Genomic DNA, 20,228 nt, shown 5'->3' on the forward strand with positions numbered 1-20,228 from the left:
GAAGATGGCGATCAGCGCCTTTTGATGCGCGGCCTGGCGGACCAGCGGCGGCAGCACGCCCTCGGCGGCGGCCAGGGCCGTCTGCTGGGCGGCGACGTCGGCCGCGCCGATGTCGCCCAGGGCCTGGCGCTTCTGGAAGAGGTCCAGAAGGGCGCGGTTGTCGCGGATCGACTGCTCGGCGGCGGCGATCTGGGCTTCCAGCGCCGCGTTCTGAATCACGGCCAGGGTCAGGTTGCCGGCGACGGCCGCGCGGGCGGCGACCAGGCGCTGGGCCGCGACCTCGGCGGCGGCCTTGGCCGAGACGCGCTTTTCCCGCGCCGCGCCGAACAGGTCGAGCGGATAGCTGACGCTGAGCTGAGCCGAATGCAGGCTGTAGAGGAACTGGTCGGGATCGGGCAGGGGGTTGGACAGCGCGCGGGGCGCCTTGACCCTCTGGCTCTGTTCGCTGACATCGACCTGAGGCCACAGCGCGCCGGTGGCGGCGGTGGCCTGGGCCCGGGCCTGGCGCAAGGCCGCCTCGGCGCCGGCCAAGTCGTTGTCGGCCTTCAGGGCCTGATCGACCAGGGCGTTCAGGTCGGCGTTGCCGAACGCGCGCCACCAGTCGGCCGGGCGCTCGACGTCGGCCGAGAAGGCCTGGGCCGGGCCGGCCAGCGGGCGGATCGGCGCGGCGTCGGGCGTCGGCGGCGGCGTGACCTTAGGCGTCGGGTCGCGCGGCCCCAGGGCGCAGGCCGAGGCGCAGAGCGCCAGAAGAGGGACGAGACGCCGGATCATGCGCCAGCCTCCGCTTCCGGCGCCGCCTGGCGGCGCTTTTCGTCGCTGGCGCCGATATGGCGCGAGAACCGCAGGATCAGCACGGGCAGAACCACCAGGATCAGCAGCGGCGCCAGGCTCATCCCGCCGACCACCACCAGGGCGAGGGGGCGTTGGACCTGGCTGCCGATGCCGTTGGAGACGGCGGCGGGCAGCAGGCCGATCGCGGCCGCCAGACAGGTCATCAGGACCGGCCGCATACCCTTCTTGACGGTGGCGACGACCGCCTTCTCGCGGGGCAGGCCGTCGTCCATGGCCTGGTTGAAGATGGTCACCATCAGGATCCCGTCCATGACGGCGATGCCGAACAGGGCCACGAAGCCGATGGCGGCCGAGATCGAGAAGGGCGTCCCCGTCAGCGCGAGCGCCAGCACCCCGCCGATGATCGCCATCGGGATGGCGCTGAAGGCCAGAAGGGTGTCGATGACCGAGGTGAAGTTGGCGTAGAGCAGGATCAGGATCAGGGCCAGGCTGATCGGCACGACGATCTCCAGCCGCTCGACCGCGCTCTTCAGGTTCGCGAGCTCGCCGGCCCATTCCAGGTGATAGCCCGGCGGCAGCTTGATCTTGCGGGCGATCGTCGACTGAGCCTCGGTCACGGCGCCGCCCAGGTCGCGATCGCGCACGCTGAACTTGATGGGCACGTAGCGCTCCTGGTGTTCGCGGTAGATGAACGAGGCGCCGGAGGTCAGGTTGACCTTGGCCACGTCGGACAGCGGCACCTGGACGATGCCTTGGCCGTCGGGCGTGGGCGCGCCGATGGTGATCCGCCGGATCGCCGCCAGGGTGCCGCGCTGGTCGCTGGGCAGGCGAAGCACGATCGGGAAGTGCCGGTCGGTGCCGCGCTCATAGAGGTCGCCGGGGCTTTGTCCGCCGATGGCGGCCGAGACCACGCCATTGACGTCGTCGGGAGTCAGGCCGTAGCGCGCGGCGGCCAGGCGATCGACCTCGATGCGCACGGTGGGCTGGCCCAGCGACGCGGCCACGCCAAGGTCGGCGATCCCACGCACATGGCTCATCTGATCCTGCATCTGGCTGGCCAGGCGCGTCAGCACGTTGAGGTCCGGCCCGAAGATCTTGACCGAGTTGGCGCCCTTCACGCCCGAGGCGGCCTCGTCGACATTGTCCTCGATATATTGCGAGAACTCGAAGTCGACGCCGGGGAAGCGGTCCTTCAGACGCTTCTGCAGCTCGGCCGTCAGTTTTTCCTTGGTCATGCCATGCGGCCAGGAGTCGAACGGCTTCAGGGGGGTATAGTACTCGGCGTTGAAGAAGCCCGTGGCGTCGGTGCCGTCGTCGGGGCGGCCGTGAGTGGAGATCACCCGATCGACCTCGGGATAGCCGGCGATCACGTTGCGGATGGCGTTAACGGTCGGCTGACCGGCTTCCAGCGAGATCGAGGCGGGCAGGGTGGCGCGGATATAGAGGTTGCCCTCTTCCAGGTGGGGCAGGAATTCCACGCCCAGGCCGCGCACGGCGATCACGGCGGTGACCAAGAGGACGCCCGCGCCGCCCATCACCACGAAACGGTTGGCCAGGGCGAAGGCGGCGATCGGATCGTAGATCCGGCGCAGCCCGCGCACGATCCGGGTCTCGACCTCGCTGAGCTTGTCGGGCAGCAGCATGGCCGACAGCACCGGCGAGATCGTGAAGGTGGCGATCAGCCCGCCGGCGATGGCGTAGGCGTAGGTCTCGGCCATCGGGCCGAAGATGTGGCCTTCGACCCCGCTCAGCGTGAACAGCGGAATGAAGCTGGCGATGATGATGGCGGCCGAGAAGAAGATGCCGCGGCTCACCTCGCTGGAGGCGTGCAGGATCGCCGAGAAGCGGCTGGCCTGGGTCGCGTGGCTCTTGCCGCTGCTGATGTGCTCGGAACGCTCCACCATGTGGCGGAAGATGTTCTCGACCAGGATGACGCTGGCGTCGACCACCAGGCCGAAGTCCAGGGCGCCGACCGACAGCAGATTGGCGCTTTCGCCCTTCAGCACCAGGATCAGCACCGCGAAGGCCAGGGCGAAGGGAATGGTCGTCGCCACGATCAGGGCGCTGCGCAGGTTGCCGAGGAACAGCCATTGCAGAAGGAAGATCAGCACCACCCCTTCGATCAGGTTGTGCATGACCGTGTGGGTGGTCACGTCGATCAGGGACGAGCGATCATAGAGCGGCGTCAGCTTGACCCCGGGCGGCAGGACATTGCCCGAATTGATCGCCTCGACCTCCTTCTGGACGGCCTTGATCGTCGGCAAGGACTGAGCGCCGCGCTGCATCAGCACGATGCCCATGACGATGTCGTCGTCCTTGCCCTCGCCGGCGATGCCCAGGCGCGGCTGGTTGCCGATCTTCACGGTGGCCACATCCTTCAGCAGGATGGGGGTGTCGCCCGAGGGCGCGACCAGGACGTCGCGGATCTGGTCCATGGACTGGATCAGGCCGACGCCGCGCACGATGGCGGCCTGGGCCCCGAAGTTCACGGTCTGGCCGCCGACATTGCCGTCCGACTTGCCGATCGCCTGAATGACCTGGCCGATCGTCACGCCATGGCTGCGCAGCTTGTCGTTGTCGACCTCGACCTCGTAGGTGCGCAGCTTGCCGCCCCAGCCGGTGACGTCGATCACGCCGGGAATGCGCTTGAAGCGGCGCTGAAGGACCCAGTCCTGCAGGGTCTTCAGGTCCATAACCGAATAGCCGGCGGGCGCGTCCAGGCGATAGCGATAGATTTCGCCGATCGGGCTGGTGGGCGAGATCTGCGGCTGGGCGCCGCCGGGCAGGTTGCCCAGCTGGGACAGCCGGCCCAGCACCATGCGCTCGGCTTCCTGGAAGCTGACGTCATAGGTGAACTGGATCTTCACGTCCGACAGGCCGAACAGCGAGATCGACCGTACCGTCGTCATGTGGGGCAGGCCGGCGACCTGCACCTCGATCGGCGTGGTGATGTTGCGTTCCATCTCCTCGGCCGAGACGCCGGGGCTCTGGGTCACGACCTCGACCATCGGCGGCACCGGGTCGGGATAGGCTTCGATGTTCAGGTGCGCGAACGCGAAGCCGCCGGCCAGCACCAGGCCGACCAGCACCATGATCATCAACAGGCGCTGACGCAGCGCGAACTCTACAACGCGATTCACTGGCCCGAGCCCGCCTCGTTCACGAAGATGGCGCCGGCGGTGACGATCTTCTCACCGGGCGCGAGACCGGACGCGATCCGCTCGTATCCGTCAGGCCCTTCGGAGGTGGTCACCGAACGGGACTGCAGCAGGCCGTCGGGACGCTTAACCCAGACGCGGGCGGAGTCGCCTTCGTGGATCACCGCAGCGGCCGGGACCAGGATGGCCGAGCCGACCTTGGGCGCGTGGATCGAGAAGTTGGCGAACATGCCAGGCTTCAGCGCCTGGTCGCGATTATCGACGGTGGCGCGGACGGGCAGTCGGTGCGTGGCCGGATCGAGGGCCGCGCCGATATTGTCGATCACGGCGTGGAACACGCGACCGGGATAGGCGGGCGTCGTCACGTCGACCGCGTCGCCGACTCGGACGCGGCTGGCGGCCGTCTGCTCGACCTGGGTGGTGAGCCAAACGCGAGACAGGTCCGCGATGGTCATCACCGGCTTGTCGCCGCCGGCGGAGACGAATTGACCTGGCGAGACCGAGCGAACCGCGATCGTTCCCGCGATAGGGGCATGAAAGGTCGTCTGGGCGTAGACGCCCGCGACCTCCTTGGCCGCCTCCAGGCGCCTGATCTCGTCCGGCGTCTTGCCCAGGAGGCTCAGCTTGTCGCGGGCCGCGCCCAGCGCCGCGTCAGCGCTTCGCACGGCCGACTGGGCGGAGACCAGGTCGGTCTGCGCTTGGCGGAAGTCTTTCAGCGAGCCGCCGGCCGACTTGTAGATGGCCTCCTGGCGCTGGGCGTTGTCCTGAGCGGTTCGCAACAGGGCGGCCGCCGTGAGATGCTGCGCCGCGGCGGCGAACAGGCCGTTGCGGGCGTCGACGAACTCGGGCGAGGCGATCGTCAGAAGCGGCTGACCCTTGGCCACGCGCTGGCCAGGCTGGGCCATCACTTGGGTGACCTGGCCGGAATAGGGCAGCAGCAGCGGGGTGGCCTGGTCTTCGTCCACGGCGATCACGCCGGCCGCGATCAGGCTGTCGGCGTCGGCGCTGGGCCCGACGGTCTGGATCTTCAGATCGGCCAGCTGGTCCGCCGTGGGTCTGAATTGGCCGGGCGGCAGGGTCGGCGCGGCCGCCGGCGGATGGGCCAGGACCTTATGGGCCAGGGTGATCGAACCCCAGGCCACGACCAGCACGCCGGCCGCCATGGCCACGAGCCGATATTGCCGAGCCTTGTCAAGGCTCGGCGCCGATGGCAGTTCGTCACCTTGTTCTGCGCCTGTCATCTAGGCCGCTCGCCTCCGCGCGATCGCTTGGTATGTTGCGGCGCAACCTATTCAGCCTGGCTTACACCAGACTTATGATCGCCCCGGATGCGGGCCAGGACGCGGGATTGCGATGCGGCTCTTGATCGTCGAGGACGACGCGGCTCTGGCCGAGGCGCTGGGCGAGGCCTTGGAAACCGCCAGGATCGCCAGCGACAAGGCCCAGACGGCGGCCGACGCCATTCAGATGCTGGACGCCACCCGCTACGTGGCGGTCATCCTCGATCTGGGCTTGCCCGATGGCGATGGCCGCGCGCTGCTGCGGCGCCTGCGCGCCCGCAAGGACCCGATCCCGGTGCTGATTCTCACCGCGCGCGGCGATCTAAAGGACAGGGTCGAAGGCCTGGACGCCGGCGCCGACGATTATCTGACGAAGCCTTTCGCCTTCGACGAGCTCCTGGCCCGCCTGCGCGCGGTGTTGCGACGCAAGGGCGACTTCCAGGGCAGCGACCTCGGCTTTGCCGACCTCAGCTTCGACGTCCATTCTCGCGAACTGTGGGTCGGCGACGCGCAGCTGCTGCTTTCGCCCCGGGAAGGCGAACTGATGGAGCTTCTGATCCGCCGCGCGGGCCAGGTGGTCAGCCGCCAATTGGCCGAGGATCAGCTGTTTGGCATGAGCAATACGCTCGGCTCCAACGCCGTCGAGGTCTACATCCATCGGCTTCGCCGCAAGCTGGAGGACGCCGGCGCGATCGCCCGCATCGAGAACATTCGCGGGGTCGGCTATCTGCTGCGGGGCGAGGCGTGAAGCTGGGCTGGCCCCGTTCGCTGATCGCCCGCATTCTGCTGGCGGAGGTCGTGACCTTCGTCCTGGCGACGACGCTGCTATTGTCGTTCACGCTTTCGACGCTGCGCGGCTCGGTCTCGCGGATCCAGAACGACGTGTTCATCGCTCAGGCCGAGGCGGTGGCCTCCGGCCTGCGGATCTCACAGGATGATCAGTGGCGGGTGGAGCTGAACCCCTCGCTCGCGCCGATCTTCCAGACCCATTATGACGGGCGGGCCTACCGCGTGCTGGACGCGGACGGCTTCGAGGTCGCGCGGAGCCCCTTTGCCGGGGCCGAGCCGGCCTCGGCCATGCCCCGCGCTGACAAGCCGGCGGTGTTCGAGGTGGGGCGCCTAGCCGGGGTCAGTCTGCCGGTGGACACCTACGGACGCCGCCTGTGGGTCGTGGTCACCCAGGAGCAGGACCGGCCCGGGGCCATTCTGGACGACGTGGTCAGCGCCTTTCTGCGCGCCCTGGCGCTGATCATTCCCCTGATGCTGCTGCTGCCGATCGTCAACGGCCTGATCATTCGCCGGCTGGTCGGAGCCGTGCGGCGCGTCTCGCTGCGCGCGGCCGAGATCGACGCCGACCGGCTGTCCGAGCGTCTGCCCGAGACGGGCTTGCCCTCCGAGGTCATTCCGCTGGTGCAGGCCGTCAACGCGCTGGTCGATCGTCTGGAGGCCGGGTTTCGGCGGCAGGCCGAGTTCAGTTCCAACATCGCTCACGAACTGCGGACCCCGCTGACCACGCTCAGCCTGAAGCTGACGATGGTCGAGGACCGGGCGCTGCGCTCGCAACTGGCCGCCCAGGTCGAGCGGTTGTCGCATGTGTTGTCGCAGCTGCGGGATTTGGCGGCCTTGGAGACGCTGGATCGGAACCAGTTCGCCGAGGTGGATCTGAAGGCGCTGGCGGTCGCGGTGGTCGGCGAGATGGCCCCCAGCGTGGTCGATAGAGGCCATGCGATCGAGGTGAGCGGCCCCGCCGAGGTTCAGGTGCTGGCCGTCCGCGCCTTGGTCGAACTCGCGCTGCGCAATCTGATCGAGAACGCGGTGCGCCATACGCCGGAGGGCGTTCGCATCCGGGTGGCGGTCGATGCGGAGGGCAGCTTGACCGTGCTCGACGATGGTCCAGGCATCGCTTCGGAAACGATTGGGGATGTCGTGCGCCGGTTCTGGCGGGCCGATCACGGACGCACCGATAGCGCCGGCATCGGCCTGTCCATCGTCCAGCGGATCATCGATGTGCACGGCGGTGTGCTGACGGTCCGCAACCGCAAGCCTCACGGCGCCAGCTTCAATCTGAAGTTTCCGATATCCTGACCGTAGAGCGCGTTAGGTTTAAGTGTGAACGGTTAAACCGCTCGAACGCGCTCTAAACATGCTCTAAGGCCCAGGCTTCAGGCGGCCAGCGGCGCGCGAATGTAGAGCAGAGCGCCGGTTCGGGTGTAGATCTCGGGATGATCGATCTCGGGAAAGGCCAAGTGCAGGTCGCCCTTGCGGATGGTCTGGTCGCCGAACTCGAACTCGCCTTCCAGGACGAGGCATTCCTCGACGCCGACATGGCCGTGGCCGGGATAGCGCGAGCCAGGGTCCATGCGGATCATCACCGCTTCCCAGCCCCGCACGGGATCGACATGGAGCTGACGGCGAGCGACGCCCTCGAACAGGGGCTCCCAATCGCCTTCGTCGGCGCGAACGGTCTTGGTTCCCGCTTCGCGCTCGACGGTCTCAAGGCGCGCTTCCAGTCCGGCCCACAGCGCGGTGGCGGCCCGCGGATCGGCGGGCAGATCGAGGGCCGCGACTCCGTCGCGCCACCGCTTGGCCGAGGCCTCGAAGGTCGTCGAGGCTCGGATCCGGGCGCGCGCGGCGTCCTCGTCGAAAGCCTTTCTGGCGACGGCGCTGTCGGCGGAAGAACTCATGTTCGCAGCACTCCTCGCTTCCGTTCGTCCGGAATGGAACCGCCGCTAGATTTCGGCTCGGGCGGGCCGCACTCAGTCTTCAATATGGATTTCCCGGCCGTATCCGTCAATTCATGTGGTCCGGAGCATAGCCTGGCGTGGGAATGAGCGGCAGCACCGAGGCCAGAACGGCGATGGCGATCAGCCAGCTGGCCGCGACCTTCAAGGCGATGGCCCAGCGGCGTTGAACCAGCCATGTGGCGGGAAGCAGCAAGAGCAGGGCGGGGGCGGCGATGGCCAGGTCCAACGGCCGACCGGCGCGACCGATCAGCAAGCCGCTCCAGGCACCCGCGTTCAATCCCGCCGTCATCGCCAAGAGGCGTCGGGGGGCGGTCGGCCAGTGCGTCAGGGCCGCCGTCAGCGCCAGGCTGACCCACGCGCCCAGAAAGATCGTTTCGGTCCAGGCGACGGGCGCCGCGTAAAAGGACAAAGCCGTCGCCGCCAGAAGGCACGAAAGGATCGCCGCGACGCGATCCCCGCGCGCGGATCGCGCCAAGGCCAGGGCCAAGGCCGCCATGAGCAAGGCCGGGGGGAGGGCGCCGCCTCTCATTTCCAGACGAGCCTCGTCATGAAGAAGACGCCGCTGCAGGCGATCAGCGCGCCGGCTCCCGTGATCAGGCGCGCGCCCCAGGGCCGTTCCTTGAGGAAGCCCAGGCCCACGCCGCCAATGTGCAAGAAGCCGGTGGAGAGCACGAAGCCGGCGCTGTAGCCAACGGGATCGGCGGCGGACGGCAGCTCTCGGCCGTGCGCATAGCCGTGGAAAAGGCCGAAGATCCCGACGATCACGCAGGCGAGCCAGTTGGGCGGCTTAAACGCCAAGGCGATCGCGAGCCCAAGAACCAGAACGGAGAGCGCGATGCCCGCCTCGACCGGCGGCAGAGGCGCGCCCGCCATGCCCAAGAGCGCGCCCAAGGCCATCAGCGACGGGAAGATGACCGGCAGCGCCGCGACCAGCGGGCGGCCCAGATAGGCGCCCCAGAGACCCACCGCGATCATGGCCAGCATGTGGTCGAAGCCGGTGAGCGGATGGATGAATCCGGCGGCGAAGCCGCCCGCCAGGCCCGTGCCCTCGTGAGCGAAGGCCGGCGCCGGCAAGGCGGCCGCGAGAACCAGCGCCAGAACCAGGGCGCGCGGAGATTTGGGATGAGGCACGCGGGGAGCCTTTCGGATTGCGCTTAGGCCCACTACGCCGGCGCCCGTCATCTCGGATGCAGCATTACGGAAAGTTAATGTTGTGGAAAATAACAATGAAAACGGATATTTACGGGGAAATTCTCTCTTCCTTCTTCCCTGACTCCGTTGAGAACCATGATGAAGCGCCGCTCTCCGTCGCCGCGCGGCTTGGCCTTTTCCGCCTTGCTGGCCTGCCTGCCGCCAAGCGCGGCATTCGCTCATGACTACTGGCTTCAGCCTCGGGACTTCTGGGTCGCGCCGGGCGGAACCGACGCGCTCTCCATCCAGGTCGGTCACGGCCCCTTGCGACAGGCCTGGTCGGTCGACCCGGGGCGCGTTGTGCTGTTTCGCTCGCGGAGCGGTGCGGGCGAGGTCGATCGTCGGGCGGAGCTGCGCCCGGGACCCACGGGCCAGGAAAGTCGACTGACCTTCAAGACGCCCGGCGCCCACATGCTGATCTTCCAGTCCACGCCCGCCTTCAGCGATCTCCCCGCCATCCGGTTCAATGCCTATGCGCAGGAGGAAGGCCTGACGCCGGCGGTGCAATGGCGTCAGGTTCATGGTCAGACCGAGCGGCCTGGGCGCGAGTTTTACAGTCGACGGGCCAAGGCCTTGGTGCGGGTCGGCGATCAGACCGGGCCCGACGACCTGGTCACCAAGCCGGTGGGTCTGTCTCTTGAGATCGTCCCCGAGAAAAATCCCTACACCCTTCCGGCCGACGCGCCCCTGCCCGTGCGGATCTACTTCGAGGGGCGTCCCCTGGCTGGCGCGACGGTGAAGCTGACCAATCTGGAATTCGACAACCGGCCCTTGGCCGTTCAGCGGTCGGACCAGGACGGACGCGCGCGGTTTCAGGTCCCGCGTCGCGGCACCTGGCTGATCAACGTCATCTGGACCAAGCCCACGCCGAACGATCCTCGCGCCGATTTCGAAACGACCTTTTCCAGCCTGACCTTCGGCTATCCGGCCGGTCCGGCGAAGCCCTGACGAAAAACGACAGCGCCCTGCATCCGCCCGTCGCGGGCCGGCGTAAGCCCCGGCAGTGACCTTGCTTCAGAGGTCGCGACGATGGGGAACCTGATGTCAGACGCTCAGACAAAGCCGGACCTTGGCCGGCCCGCGTCCGTCCTGGCGCTGAGTGTTCTGCTGGCGCTCGGCGCCAGCACGGCGCGGGGGCAGGTGCTCGAGATCGATGCGGGCGGTCGCGTGACGACCTATGCCGGGCCGACGCAGTTCGACGCCGCCGGCGCCCGCCCGCTGTCCGGCCAGCCGAATCCATCCCGCCGGCGCGATCCCGCCGCGCGGATCGCGGTCGCGGCCGGCGCCACCGGCGTCGACGCGCGCCTGATCGAAGCGGTCGCGCGGCAGGAATCGGGATTGCGCGACACGGCGGTCTCGCCCGCCGGCGCCATTGGCCTGATGCAACTGATGCCCGCGACGGCGCGCGCCTTGGGGGTCGATCCCCGCGACGCCGATCAGAACCTGATGGGCGGCGCGCGCTATCTCGGCGGACTGATCCGCCGGTACGACGGCGACCTGACCCTGGCCCTGGCGGCCTACAACGCCGGTCCCGGCGCCGTCGATCGCCACGGCGGGGTGCCGCCCTACCGCGAGACGCGGCTTTACGTGCGCGCGGTGCTCAACCGCCTGGGCGCCCGCCTCAACCCCTAAAATCCGGAGAGTCCGATGTTTCGTCGCATGTCCAATCGCTTGGCTGTCCTGCCGGGCGGCGCCGTCGCCGCGCTGCTCGGCTCATCGGCGCGCGCGCAAGGCTTCGCCGCCGATCCCGCCGGTTCGGGCGTCCTGCTCAACGCCGTCACCTGGCTGCAGGGCACCTTGCTGGGCAATGTCGCCACCTCGCTGGCCGTGATCGCCGTGGGCGCCACGGGCCTGATGATGCTGACCGGCCGGATCGACTGGCGGCGCGGCGGCACGGTGATCCTGGGCTGCTTCATCATCTTCGGCGCGGCAGCGATCGTGGCGGGCGTCAAGTCGGTGGCGGGTGTCGGATGAGCCCGGCGGCGCTGACTCGCGACCCGGTCTTCACGGCCCTGACCCGGCCCCAGATGTTCGCCGGCGTCACCTACAGCTATTTCATCATGAACGCGGTGGTGACCGTCGAGCTGTTCCTGCTGACCAAGAGCTTTTGGGCGCTGCTGGCGGCCATCGTTCTGCACGGCGTGGGCTATCTGGCCTGTCGGCGGGAGCCACGTCTGTTCGATATGTGGCTGATCCGCGCCAAGACCTGTCCGCCGGTTCGCAACGCCCGCTTCTGGCGTTGTAACGCCTACGCGGTCTGACGCGCCATGACCCAGGTTCGTCTCGGCCTCCGTCCCAATCCCGGCCGCGAAGCGCCCGCCGGCGCGCGGCTGCCCTATGCGCGCCACCTGGACGCGGCGACCGTGTTGTTGCGGGACGGCCGGATGATGCAGGTCATCCATCTGCAAGGCCTCGCCTTCGAGACCGCCGATTCCGACGAACTGAACTATCGCAAGGCCGTGCGCGAGACCATGCTGCGCGGCTTGGCGTTTCCGAAGTTCGCGCTCTACCACCACATCGTGCGCCGCCAGGTTTCGCCTCGACTGGAAGGGCTGTTCACGGACCCGGTCTGTCGTTTTCTGGATGAGGCCTGGCGCGAGCGGCTCCAGGCGCGCCGGCTCTATGTCAATGACCTCTTCCTGACCCTGGTGGTCCGTCCGGGCGCGACCAGCGGCGGCTTGGCCGAAAGGATCCTGGGAACGAGCCGAGACGACGAGGCCCGTCGCCAGGCGCGCGACAAGATCGAACTTGACGCGGCCAGCGATCTCCTGCTCTCGGCCCTGGAGCCCTACGGGGCCCGGCTGCTCGGCCGCTATGCCCGGCAGGGCGTGAGCGGGGACTATTCCGAGCCCCTCGAATTCCTGTCGTTGCTCTACAATGGCGAGGCGCGGTCCTTGCAGACCCCGAGCGGCGATCTTGGCCTGCACCTGCCGGCGCGCCGGGTCAGCTTTGGCGTCGACACCGTGGAACTCGGCCCGTCCGCGCAGTCGCGGACCAGCTATGCGGCGATGGTCTCCATCAAGGACTATCCGCTGCACACCGCGCCGGGGCTGCTCGACGACCTGCTTCGCCAACCGTGCGAGATGGTGCTGACCGAAAGCTTCGCCTTCGTCGATCGTCAGACGACGCTGGAGCGCATGAACCTGGCCCTGCGCCGGATGCGCGCGGCCGACGACGAGGCCCTCAGTCTGCGCGGCGATCTGACCCTCGCCAAGGACGAGGTGGCGGCCGGCCGGGCGGCGTTCGGCGAGCACCACCTGACCATCATGGTCAAGCACGACGATCGCGCCGCGCTGGGTCAGGCCGTCGCCGACGTCCAGGCCGCCTTCACCGAGATCGGGGCGATCGCCGTGCGCGAGGACGTCAATCTGGAGCCGGCGTTCTGGGCGCAATTTCCCGGAAATTTCCAGTACATCGCCCGCCGATCGCTGATCTCGACCGCCAATTTCGCCGGCTTGGCCAGCTACCATAACTTTCCGGTCGGACAGCCCGAGGGCAATCACTGGGGCCAGGCGATCACCCTGCTGGAGACCACCTCGGCGGGCCCCTACTATTTCAACTTCCACCGCGGCGATCTTGGCAATTTCACGGTGATCGGCCCGTCCGGCGCGGGCAAGACGGTGGTGCTGGGCTTCCTGCTGGCCCAGGCCCAGAAGCTGTCGCCACGGACCGTCTATTTCGACAAGGATCGCGGGGCCGAAATCTTCCTGCGCGCCATCGGCGGCCGCTACGACATTCTGCGTCCCGGCCAGCCGACCGGCCTCAATCCGCTCCAACTGGACGACACCCCGGCCAATCGAAAGTTCCTGTGCGACTGGACCGCCAAGCTGGCGGGCGTGACGGCTGGGTCCTCGCCCGAGGATCTGGCGCGCATCGCCGACGCGGTCGACGCCAACTTCGCCCAGCCGCGCGCGTTCCGCCGTCTGCGCTACTTCGCCCAGCTCTTTCGGGGCGGCGCCCGGCCCACGCCTGGCGACCTGGCCTCGCGACTGGGGCCCTGGCACGGCGAAGGGGACTACGCTTGGCTGTTCGATAACGCCGAGGACGCCCTGGACGCCGGCGCGCGGACGCTTGGCTTCGACATGACGCAGATCCTGGACGATCCGACCGCGCGCACGCCGGCCATGATGTACCTGTTCCATCAGGTCGAGCAGCGGCTGGACGGCGAGCCCACCATCATCGTGGTCGACGAGGGCTGGAAGGCGTTGGACGACGACGTGTTCGTGCAGCGGATCCGCGACTGGGAAAAGACCATCCGCAAGCGCAACGCCATTCTGGGCTTCTGCACCCAGAGCGCTCAGGACGCGCTGACCAGCAAGATCGCCAGCGCGATCATCGAGCAGTCGGCCACCCAGATCTTCATGGTCAATCCCAAGGCCCAGGAAGCCGACTACTGCCAGGGCTTCGGCCTGACTCAGCATGAGCTGAACCTGGTCCGGAGCCTGCCCGACACCGCGCGCTGCTTCCTGATCAAGCACGGCAAGGACAGCGTGGTCGCCCGCCTCAACCTCTCGGGCATACCCGAGGCGCTGATCCTGCTGTCGGGGCGGGAGGCGACGGTGCGCCGCCTGGACGCGCTAAGGGCGACCTACGGCGACGCGCCCGAAGCCTGGCTTCCACACCTGACCGGAATGCTGCCATGAGCGGCGCCTGTCCCGTTCCGGCGTCCGACGCGCCCCTCGTTCCCGGGCTACTCGGCATGGCCGACTGCCAGGTGGAGCGGCTGGTGGACGGCGGCTACCACGCGCTGTTCGCGCCCGCGGGCGGCTTCGCGGGCCTGCTGACGGGCCTTCTGACCGTGTTCGTCGCGATCATCGGCTTCCAGCTGATGCTGGGCCGCGGAAGCTATCGGCTGAACGACATCGTCCTGAACGTGGTCAAGCTGGGCGCGGTTCTCGCGTTCGCCACTCAGTGGGACGTCTATCAGCGCGTTGTCTTCCAGGTTCTGTTCGTCGGGCCGCAGCAATTGGCCGACCAACTGGGTCTTGCCGCCGGCGGCGCGCCGACCCGAGACGTGGTCGTCCGCTTGCAGGGCGCTTTCGATAGCCTGACCGCCGCCGCCGCCATCTATGGCGATCATGCCTCGAGCCAGGTCTCCCCGCTGATCGGCGGCGCGGGCTTTGGCGCGATGCTGCTCAACGTGTCCGCCACGGTGCTGATCATGAGCAGCCTGGGCGTGCTGCTGGCCGCCAAGATCGTGCTCGGCGCGCTGCTGGCCCTCGGTCCGGTTTTCGTCGCTCTTTTCCTGTTCGACGCGACCCGGGGGCTTTGCGAGGGGTGGCTGCGCGCCAGCCTGGCCTTCGCCCTGACGCCCTTGTCGGTGATCCTGCTGCTGTCGGCGGACCTGGCGATGATGGAGCCGGCCCTGGCGACCCTGGCCGAGACCTTGGCCAAGAAGCAGTACCCGCTGGCGCCGGTCTATGGCGTCCTGGTGATCGTGATGGTCTTCGCCGGGGTCGTGCTGGGCGCGCTGGTCGCCAGCGGCATGATCGCGAGCGGCCTTCGACTGCCCCGCGCGAGAGCCACTTTGGCCGAGGCGCCGCGCGCCGCGGCCGCGTCCCCGGCGCCCAGTCCGCCGGCTTCGCGCGAGGCGCAACTGGTCCGGGTCGTCTCCACGCTCGACCGGCGTGAACGCCTTAGCGCCGCGACCCTGTCGCTGGGCGCGCCCGAACCGGCTCGGGCGGGCGGATTAGCGCCTCGCGTTGGCGAGGTGACGCCAGGCTGGGCCAGCGCCCGGACCGAACCCTCGGCGCGGCGGGCCATCGCGCCCAAATCCGCGCGCAAGTCCCAGGGAGCCCCGCGATGAAGCTTTTCTCCCGTTCTCCGGAAACGGCCAGCCAGGCGGCCGGAGCGCCGCCCGCGTCCTGGGCCTTCGACGACCTGGCGGCGTTGCGAGCCTCGCGCCGGCGCGCCCAGATCATCGCTGCGGCCGCCGCCGGCGTGGCGGCGCTGGAAGCGGTGGCCCTGGCGACGCTGGCGCCGCTCAAGACCGTCCAGCCCTACACGATCCTGGTCGATCGCCAGACCGGCTACGCCGAAACCCTGCGCGGCGTACAGACCGGGACGCTGAGCCAGGACCAGGCCCTGACCCAGTCCTTCGCCATGCAGTACGTGATGGCGCGCGAGACGGTCGACATGAGCGACCTCGTCGACCGCTACCGCAAGGTGACGCTTTGGTCGTCCGGCGAGGCGAGGGCCCAGTACAAGCGCTCGCTGGAGCGATCCAACCCGGAAAGCCCGCTGAAGGTCTATCCGGCCTCGACCGTGGTCAGCACGATCGTCAAGAGCGTGACGCCGCTGTCGCCGACCAGCGCCATCGTCCGCTTCGACACCGTGCGTCGCGACGCCGGCGCCAGCAGCGGCGAGCGGCGCGCCTGGAGCGCGGTGCTGACCTATCGCTACAGCGGCGCGCCCATGCGCATGGCCGACCGGGCTTTCAATCCGCTGGGCTTCCAGGTCCTGACCTATCGCCGCGACGCCGAGGCGACGACCGCTGGCGCGGTGCGGTTCGACAGCGCCGGGAATCCCGTGTCATGAGACCGGCGCTGTTCCTGACCCTGCTGCTGGCCACGGCCACGCCTTGTCTGGCGGCCCAGACGCCGAAGCCCGGCGCCAGCGATCCGCGCATCCGCACCGTGGCCTACGACGCCGATCAGGTCGTTGAGCTGAAGGCGGTGTTCGACTACCAGCTGATGCTCGAATTCGGCGCCGACGAGCGGATCGAGAACGTCTCGATCGGCGATGGCCTGGCCTGGCAGATCACGCCGAACAAGCGGGCCGATCTGCTATTCGTCAAACCGATCACGGCGGCGACGCCGACCAACATGACGGTGGTGACCGACCAGCATCGCTATGTGTTTCGTCTGTCGGCTCAGGCCGCGACCGGGCTGAAGCCCGACGCCATCACCTATGTGGTCAAGTTCGTCTATCCGGCCCCCGAGACCGCCAAGACGCCGCCACGCCCGCCGCCCACTCCGCCGGCGCGAAAGAACATCGCCTACACCTATCTGGGCTCGACCGCCGTTCTGCCGTCTGTCGTCTTCGACGATGGCCGCTTCACCTATTTCCAGTGGTCGCCGGCCGTGTCGACCCCGGCGATTTTCCTGCTCGGCGACGACGGCGCCGAGAGCCTGGTCAACTACGCGGTGCGCGACGGCTATGTCGTGGTCGAGCAGGTGGCGCGCCGGTTCGTGCTGCGCAATGGCCAAGCCGTCACGACCCTGATCAACGACGCCTGGGCCCCGCCGCCTCCCGAGCCGGACGCGCCCAAGCCCCATCGGGACAAGCCGGCGGGAGGACGGCCATGACCGCGTCGCCGACGCCTCCGGAACCGGAGAACGCCTCGGAAGAGACCTTCCTGCCCAGCGTGGCCAAGCCCGTCCGCCCGCTGGCGGGACCCCTGACGGTCGGCGCCGCCGTACTGGCGGGGGTGCTGGTCTTCAACCTGATGAATGGCCATCGGCAGGGCGCCGCGCGTGTCCAGGCCAAAGCGGCCTCGACCGCCCAGGCGCCGATCAGCGCCGACGCGCCGCCCGATCTGGTCGCCCTGCAACAGGCCGCCCGCGCGCCCGAGCCGACGACCTCGCTGGCGCCCACCGTTTCCGCGCCCTTGCCCCTGGCTAGCGCGCCGATCACGCTGGCGACCGCGGTACCGGGTCCTGTCGCGCCGATCGTGGACGGGGAGCGCCGTCGCGCGCCGGCCCTGGTGGTCGACTTCACCGGATCGGGCGCGGCCAACGGTCCGGCGCCAGCCGCGACCCCTGGCGCGGCCTCGACGGCCAAGGCGGCGACCAACGGTCTGAACGCCGACGAGCAGTTCGCCGAGCGCGTGGGCGGCGGCCAGGCCGACATCGCCCGCGCCTCGCTGATCGGCCACCCGCAGTATGTGGTCCCGCAGGGGGCGATGATCCCCGCCGTGCTCGAAACCGCGCTGAATTCCGACCTGCCCGGGTTCGCCCGCGCTGTGGTCAGTCAGGACGTGCGCGCGTTCGACGGCTCGCGCGTGGTGATCCCGCGCGGCAGCCGCGTCATCGGCCAGTACCGCAGCGCCGTGGCCCAGGGACAGTCGCGCGCCTTCGTCATCTGGACCCGGATCGTCAGGCCCGACGGCGCGACGATTCAGATCGGCTCTCCCGCCACCGATCCGCTCGGCCGGGCGGGACTGGAGGGCAAGGTCAACCGTCACTTCTTCGAGCAGTTCGGCGGATCGGTCCTGCTTTCGGTGGTCAACGCGGCCGTGACCAACCTCGCCAATCGCAGCGGTTCTCAGATCATCATCGGCTCGGCGCAGGATGCGATAGGCCTGGGCGCCCTGGCGGCTCGGCCCGCGACGGTGTCGCCGACGATCAAGGTGTCGCAGGGCGCGCCCGTGCGCATCTTCGTGGCCAAGGATCTGGATTTCTCCAGCGTTCCGGACCTGACGCCATGAGCGGCGGCGCCGTCGATGGCGTGTATCTCGAGGCCTATCTGCGTCCGCTGGCGGCGTGGCTGGAGGCCGACGACGTCACCGACGTGCTGATCAATCGGCCGGGCGAGGTCTGGATCGAGCGACTGGGGCAGGGGATGGTCCGCTATCCCGCTCCGGAGATGGATGCGGCGGGCCTCTGGCGCCTGGCCATGCAGATCGCCGCGGCGACGCATCAGGGAGTCAGCCGGCAACATCCGTTGCTGGCCGCCGCCTTGCCGAGCGGCGAGCGGGTCCAGATCGTCGCGCCGCCGGCCACGCGCGGCGACATGGCGATCGCCATCCGCAAGCCGGCGGTGCTGGCCATGCGGCTGGAGGATTTCCAGTTGGACGCCGCCGTCTCCGCCCGGTCCGCGCCGGACGACGACGCCAAGCTGGCGGCCTTGCTCGAGGCCGGAGAGATCACGGCCTTTCTGCGCGGCGCGGTCAAGGCGCGCAAGAACATCGTCATCTCCGGCGGCACCTCCAGCGGCAAGACGACCTTTCTGAACGCCCTGACCCAGGAAATCCCCGCCGAGGAGAGGCTGGTTCTGATCGAGGACGCGCCGGAAGTCCGCTGCGCGCAGCCCAATGTCGTCGGCCTGCTGGCCGCGCGTGGCGGGCAGGGCGAGGCGCGGATCGGGGTCGAGGATCTGTTGCAGGCGTCCCTGCGACTTCGGCCTGACCGCATCATTCTGGGCGAGCTGCGCGGCGCCGAGGCCTACAGCTTCCTGCGGGCGGTCAATTCCGGTCACCCCGGCTCGCTGACGACGGTCCACGCAGACACGCCGGCCGCCGCGCTGGACCAGATCGCGCTGATGGTGATGCAGTCGGGCGCCAATCTCGGCCGCGCCGAGATCGTCGACTATGTGCGTGGGGTGGTCGAGGTCGCCGTGCAACTGACGCGCGTCGACGGCGTCCGGCGCGTGACCAAGGTCGAGTTCCGGCCTCGGCCGGCCCTGGCTTGACGCGTCGAGATTATCAGCTCCCGAGGAATTCCAGCTCCGTGACTCGCCGCGCCCCATCGACGCGCTTGAGCTGAACGACCACGTCGACGACCTGTCGGACGTAGCTGCGGACCGTTTCCCAGCCCAGATCGACGCCGCTCAGCAGCGAGAGCAGGGCGATCTGGTCGATCGCGCCCTGGGCGCTGTCGGCGTGGACGGTGGTGATCGACCCGGGGTGGCCGGTATTGACCGCCCTCAGGAAGGTGAAGGCCTCGCGACCGCGCAACTCGCCCAGCAGGATCCGGTCCGGGCGCATCCGCAGGGTGGCCTGGAGCAGGTCCTCGGCGTCGACCTGGGCTTCTCCGGTCTCGTTGCGCGCCGCGATCAGGCCCACGGCGTTCTCATGGCGAAGCTGGATCTCGGGCGCGTCCTCGATCAGCACCAGCCGCTCGTGGGGCGGGATTTCCTTGACCAGCGCGTTCAGCAGCGTGGTCTTGCCCGAAGAGGTGCCGCCCGACAGGACGATGGTCTTGCGCAGGCCGACCGCCAGGCGAAGGAACGCCTCGACGTCTCCGGCCGCGTGGAGGTCTCGCAGCGCCCTTTCGTCGTCGCGCGAGGCGGTCTGGCCTAGCTTCGGCAAGCTGCCGGCCTTGCCCAGGTCGGCCAGGCTCAGGTCGCTGAGGGTATGCTTGCGGACCGCCAGGACCAAGCCGGCGCGCGTGGCCGGCGGCCCGATCACCTGGACGCGGGCGCCATCGGGCAGGCTGGCCGACAGCAGCGGATGCTCGCGGCTGACGCCCTGATGGCTGGACGCGGCGATCTGGCGCGCCAACCGCCCCAGCGCCTGTTCCGTCAGGTCCGGCGCGGCCTCGCGGAAGGTCTCGCCCCGCGCGGTCTCGATCCACGCTTCCCCAGGTCGGTTGACCCAGATGTCGGTGACGTCGGGACGGTCCAGCCAGGGCTTCAGCGGCGCCAGATAGGCCGCCAGATAGACGCCGCCGCTCATTGTTCCTTCCGCGTCACGCCCGAGAAATCGAGATCGCGGGCGACGAACACCCGGATCGGCGTGCCCTGCGCCACGCTGATGGTGGTGGGAATGTCGATCTCGCGTTGCAGGGCGATGGAGGCGATGTTCGAGGCCTGCTGCGGCGAGCCGATGATGATGGCCGTATTGTTGTTGTCGCCGCTGTTGGCGGCCGCCTGCAGGCCCGCGTTCAGCACCGACAGCATGATCGAGGCGCCGAACCGGCGGAAGAAGTGGGTATTGGTCTCGCCGTCGAGGCCGCCTCGGCCCAGCCTGTCGGCGCCGGGCGAGCCGATGTCGATCGACACCCCCTGCGGTGTGATCACGCGAGACCAGACCACGAAGGCGCGTGACTGGCCCGCGGCGACGCCGCTCTTGTATTGGCCGATCAGCTTTGATCCTCGAGGGATCAGAACCGTGGTGGCGTCGAAGCCGCGAACATCGCGACTGACCACCGCGCGCACGAAGCCGGGGAGGTCGGAGTTGATCGCCGTCTCCAGGATCGCCGGGATCACGGTGCCCTGCGGCGCCACCAGGCTGGGATTTCCGAAGCGGGTCGCGCGGGCGGTGTCGGCCGCCGCGCCGGAGACCTTTTCGGCGAAACGCTCCTCGGCCGACATCTTGGCGTCGTCGGCGCCGGCGGGACGGG

The 20,228-nt window shown here is 68.9% G+C and carries 20 protein-coding genes; 12 read left to right on the forward strand and 8 right to left on the reverse strand.

Annotated elements, in window-relative coordinates; genetic code table 11:
- The 3 genes from FCU40_RS17985 to FCU40_RS17995 form a co-directional block, all read right to left on the reverse strand.
- A partial coding sequence (locus FCU40_RS17985; RefSeq protein ID WP_168076782.1) for a TolC family protein occupies nt 1-771 on the reverse strand: 771 nt, incomplete at its 3' end.
- Nucleotides 768-3,932, reverse strand: a complete 3,165-nt coding sequence (locus tag FCU40_RS17990; protein WP_168076783.1) for a CusA/CzcA family heavy metal efflux RND transporter — start codon at nt 3,930-3,932, stop codon at nt 768-770. The genes FCU40_RS17990 and FCU40_RS17985, both read right to left, overlap by 4 nt.
- Entirely contained in the window at nt 3,929-5,191 is a 1,263-nt protein-coding gene (locus FCU40_RS17995) for an efflux RND transporter periplasmic adaptor subunit (RefSeq protein ID WP_206677352.1), read from the reverse strand. The genes FCU40_RS17990 and FCU40_RS17995 overlap by 4 nt, the downstream gene beginning before the upstream one ends.
- A gap of 112 nt (nt 5,192-5,303) precedes the next feature.
- Here FCU40_RS17995 and FCU40_RS18000 point away from each other — a divergent pair, with 112 nt between their 5' ends.
- Both FCU40_RS18000 and FCU40_RS18005 read left to right on the forward strand, forming a co-directional pair.
- Nucleotides 5,304-5,978, forward strand: a complete 675-nt coding sequence (locus tag FCU40_RS18000; protein WP_168076784.1) for a response regulator — start codon at nt 5,304-5,306, stop codon at nt 5,976-5,978.
- The gene (locus FCU40_RS18005) at nt 5,975-7,315 is read left to right on the forward strand and encodes an ATP-binding protein (RefSeq protein ID WP_168076786.1); all 1,341 of its coding nucleotides are present in this window, start codon (nt 5,975-5,977) and stop codon (nt 7,313-7,315) included. Before FCU40_RS18000 ends, FCU40_RS18005 begins: the two co-directional genes overlap by 4 nt.
- Nucleotides 7,316-7,392: 77 nt before the next feature.
- On the opposite strand, the gene FCU40_RS18010 is transcribed toward FCU40_RS18005, so the two are convergent.
- The 3 genes from FCU40_RS18010 to FCU40_RS18020 form a co-directional block, all read right to left on the reverse strand.
- Nucleotides 7,393-7,914 (reverse strand): cupin domain-containing protein, encoded by a 522-nt coding sequence (locus FCU40_RS18010; RefSeq protein ID WP_168076787.1) that lies wholly within the window; start codon nt 7,912-7,914, stop codon nt 7,393-7,395.
- A 106-nt stretch (nt 7,915-8,020) separates the two neighbouring features.
- Nucleotides 8,021-8,470 (reverse strand): hypothetical protein, encoded by a 450-nt coding sequence (locus FCU40_RS18015; protein WP_168076788.1) that lies wholly within the window; start codon nt 8,468-8,470, stop codon nt 8,021-8,023.
- A 29-nt stretch (nt 8,471-8,499) separates the two neighbouring features.
- Nucleotides 8,500-9,105, reverse strand: a complete 606-nt coding sequence (locus tag FCU40_RS18020) for a HupE/UreJ family protein (RefSeq protein ID WP_241693640.1) — start codon at nt 9,103-9,105, stop codon at nt 8,500-8,502.
- A gap of 159 nt (nt 9,106-9,264) precedes the next feature.
- Between FCU40_RS18020 and FCU40_RS18025 the strand changes: the two genes are divergently transcribed.
- The 10 genes from FCU40_RS18025 to virB11 (FCU40_RS18070) all read left to right on the forward strand — a co-directional run bounded on the left by FCU40_RS18025 (nt 9,265) and on the right by virB11 (FCU40_RS18070) (nt 18,576).
- Entirely contained in the window at nt 9,265-10,113 is an 849-nt protein-coding gene (locus FCU40_RS18025) for a DUF4198 domain-containing protein (RefSeq protein WP_168076790.1), read from the forward strand.
- A 93-nt stretch (nt 10,114-10,206) separates the two neighbouring features.
- Complete coding sequence (locus FCU40_RS18030; RefSeq protein WP_168076791.1) at nt 10,207-10,797, forward strand: lytic transglycosylase domain-containing protein; 591 nt, start codon at nt 10,207-10,209, stop codon at nt 10,795-10,797.
- Nucleotides 10,798-10,812: 15 nt separating this feature from the next.
- Nucleotides 10,813-11,139: a TrbC/VirB2 family protein gene (locus tag FCU40_RS18035; protein ID WP_241693641.1), complete on the forward strand. Its 327-nt coding sequence runs from the start codon at nt 10,813-10,815 to the stop codon at nt 11,137-11,139.
- Entirely contained in the window at nt 11,136-11,426 is a 291-nt protein-coding gene (locus tag FCU40_RS18040) for a type IV secretion system protein VirB3 (RefSeq protein WP_168076792.1), read from the forward strand. Before FCU40_RS18035 ends, FCU40_RS18040 begins: the two co-directional genes overlap by 4 nt.
- Nucleotides 11,427-11,432: 6 nt before the next feature.
- A complete protein-coding gene (locus FCU40_RS18045; protein WP_168076793.1) occupies nt 11,433-13,808 on the forward strand; it encodes a VirB4 family type IV secretion/conjugal transfer ATPase in 2,376 nt (791 codons plus the stop codon).
- The gene (locus FCU40_RS18050) at nt 13,805-14,971 is read left to right on the forward strand and encodes a type IV secretion system protein (protein WP_168076794.1); all 1,167 of its coding nucleotides are present in this window, start codon (nt 13,805-13,807) and stop codon (nt 14,969-14,971) included. The genes FCU40_RS18045 and FCU40_RS18050 overlap by 4 nt, the downstream gene beginning before the upstream one ends.
- Nucleotides 14,968-15,702, forward strand: coding sequence for a type IV secretion system protein (locus FCU40_RS18055; RefSeq protein WP_168076796.1), 735 nt, complete (start codon nt 14,968-14,970; stop codon nt 15,700-15,702). The genes FCU40_RS18050 and FCU40_RS18055 overlap by 4 nt, the downstream gene beginning before the upstream one ends.
- On the forward strand, nt 15,699-16,472 hold the full coding sequence (locus FCU40_RS18060) for a TrbG/VirB9 family P-type conjugative transfer protein (protein WP_168076798.1): 774 nt from the start codon (nt 15,699-15,701) through the stop codon (nt 16,470-16,472). Before FCU40_RS18055 ends, FCU40_RS18060 begins: the two co-directional genes overlap by 4 nt.
- Nucleotides 16,469-17,593 carry a TrbI/VirB10 family protein gene (locus FCU40_RS18065; protein WP_168076800.1) on the forward strand — a complete coding sequence of 375 codons (1,125 nt, stop codon included), beginning with the start codon at nt 16,469-16,471 and terminating at the stop codon, nt 17,591-17,593. The genes FCU40_RS18060 and FCU40_RS18065 overlap by 4 nt, the downstream gene beginning before the upstream one ends.
- Nucleotides 17,590-18,576, forward strand: a complete 987-nt coding sequence (virB11, locus tag FCU40_RS18070) for a P-type DNA transfer ATPase VirB11 (protein ID WP_168076802.1) — start codon at nt 17,590-17,592, stop codon at nt 18,574-18,576. The genes FCU40_RS18065 and virB11 (FCU40_RS18070) overlap by 4 nt, the downstream gene beginning before the upstream one ends.
- Before the next feature lie 13 nt (nt 18,577-18,589).
- Here virB11 (FCU40_RS18070) and virB11 (FCU40_RS18075) read toward each other — a convergent pair whose 3' ends face one another.
- Both virB11 (FCU40_RS18075) and virB10 read right to left on the reverse strand, forming a co-directional pair.
- The gene (virB11, locus tag FCU40_RS18075) at nt 18,590-19,561 is read right to left on the reverse strand and encodes a P-type DNA transfer ATPase VirB11 (protein ID WP_168076805.1); all 972 of its coding nucleotides are present in this window, start codon (nt 19,559-19,561) and stop codon (nt 18,590-18,592) included.
- Nucleotides 19,558-20,228 (reverse strand): type IV secretion system protein VirB10 (gene virB10, locus FCU40_RS18080; protein ID WP_168076808.1); only part of this gene is annotated, 671 nt, incomplete at its 5' end. The genes virB10 and virB11 (FCU40_RS18075), both read right to left, overlap by 4 nt.

It is taken from the genome of Caulobacter sp. SSI4214 (genome assembly GCF_012184455.1).
Lineage (GTDB): Bacteria > Pseudomonadota > Alphaproteobacteria > Caulobacterales > Caulobacteraceae > Caulobacter > Caulobacter vibrioides_E.

Bases quoted from the DNA above. Each gene is read 5' to 3' on its own strand.
- FCU40_RS17995 (WP_206677352.1), bottom strand. From the start codon at position 5,191: ATGACAGGCGCAGAACAAGGTGACGAACTGCCATCGGCGCCGAGCCTT.
- FCU40_RS18000 (WP_168076784.1), top strand. From the start codon at position 5,304: ATGCGGCTCTTGATCGTCGAGGACGACGCGGCTCTGGCCGAGGCGCTG.
- FCU40_RS18010 (WP_168076787.1), bottom strand. From the start codon at position 7,914: ATGAGTTCTTCCGCCGACAGCGCCGTCGCCAGAAAGGCTTTCGACGAG.
- FCU40_RS18015 (WP_168076788.1), bottom strand. From the start codon at position 8,470: ATGGCGGCCTTGGCCCTGGCCTTGGCGCGATCCGCGCGCGGGGATCGC.
- FCU40_RS18025 (WP_168076790.1), top strand. From the start codon at position 9,265: ATGAAGCGCCGCTCTCCGTCGCCGCGCGGCTTGGCCTTTTCCGCCTTG.
- FCU40_RS18030 (WP_168076791.1), top strand. From the start codon at position 10,207: ATGTCAGACGCTCAGACAAAGCCGGACCTTGGCCGGCCCGCGTCCGTC.
- FCU40_RS18035 (WP_241693641.1), top strand. From the start codon at position 10,813: ATGTTTCGTCGCATGTCCAATCGCTTGGCTGTCCTGCCGGGCGGCGCC.
- FCU40_RS18040 (WP_168076792.1), top strand. From the start codon at position 11,136: ATGAGCCCGGCGGCGCTGACTCGCGACCCGGTCTTCACGGCCCTGACC.
- FCU40_RS18045 (WP_168076793.1), top strand. From the start codon at position 11,433: ATGACCCAGGTTCGTCTCGGCCTCCGTCCCAATCCCGGCCGCGAAGCG.
- FCU40_RS18050 (WP_168076794.1), top strand. From the start codon at position 13,805: ATGAGCGGCGCCTGTCCCGTTCCGGCGTCCGACGCGCCCCTCGTTCCC.
- FCU40_RS18055 (WP_168076796.1), top strand. From the start codon at position 14,968: ATGAAGCTTTTCTCCCGTTCTCCGGAAACGGCCAGCCAGGCGGCCGGA.
- FCU40_RS18060 (WP_168076798.1), top strand. From the start codon at position 15,699: ATGAGACCGGCGCTGTTCCTGACCCTGCTGCTGGCCACGGCCACGCCT.
- FCU40_RS18065 (WP_168076800.1), top strand. From the start codon at position 16,469: ATGACCGCGTCGCCGACGCCTCCGGAACCGGAGAACGCCTCGGAAGAG.
- virB11 (WP_168076802.1), top strand. From the start codon at position 17,590: ATGAGCGGCGGCGCCGTCGATGGCGTGTATCTCGAGGCCTATCTGCGT.
- virB11 (WP_168076805.1), bottom strand. From the start codon at position 19,561: ATGAGCGGCGGCGTCTATCTGGCGGCCTATCTGGCGCCGCTGAAGCCC.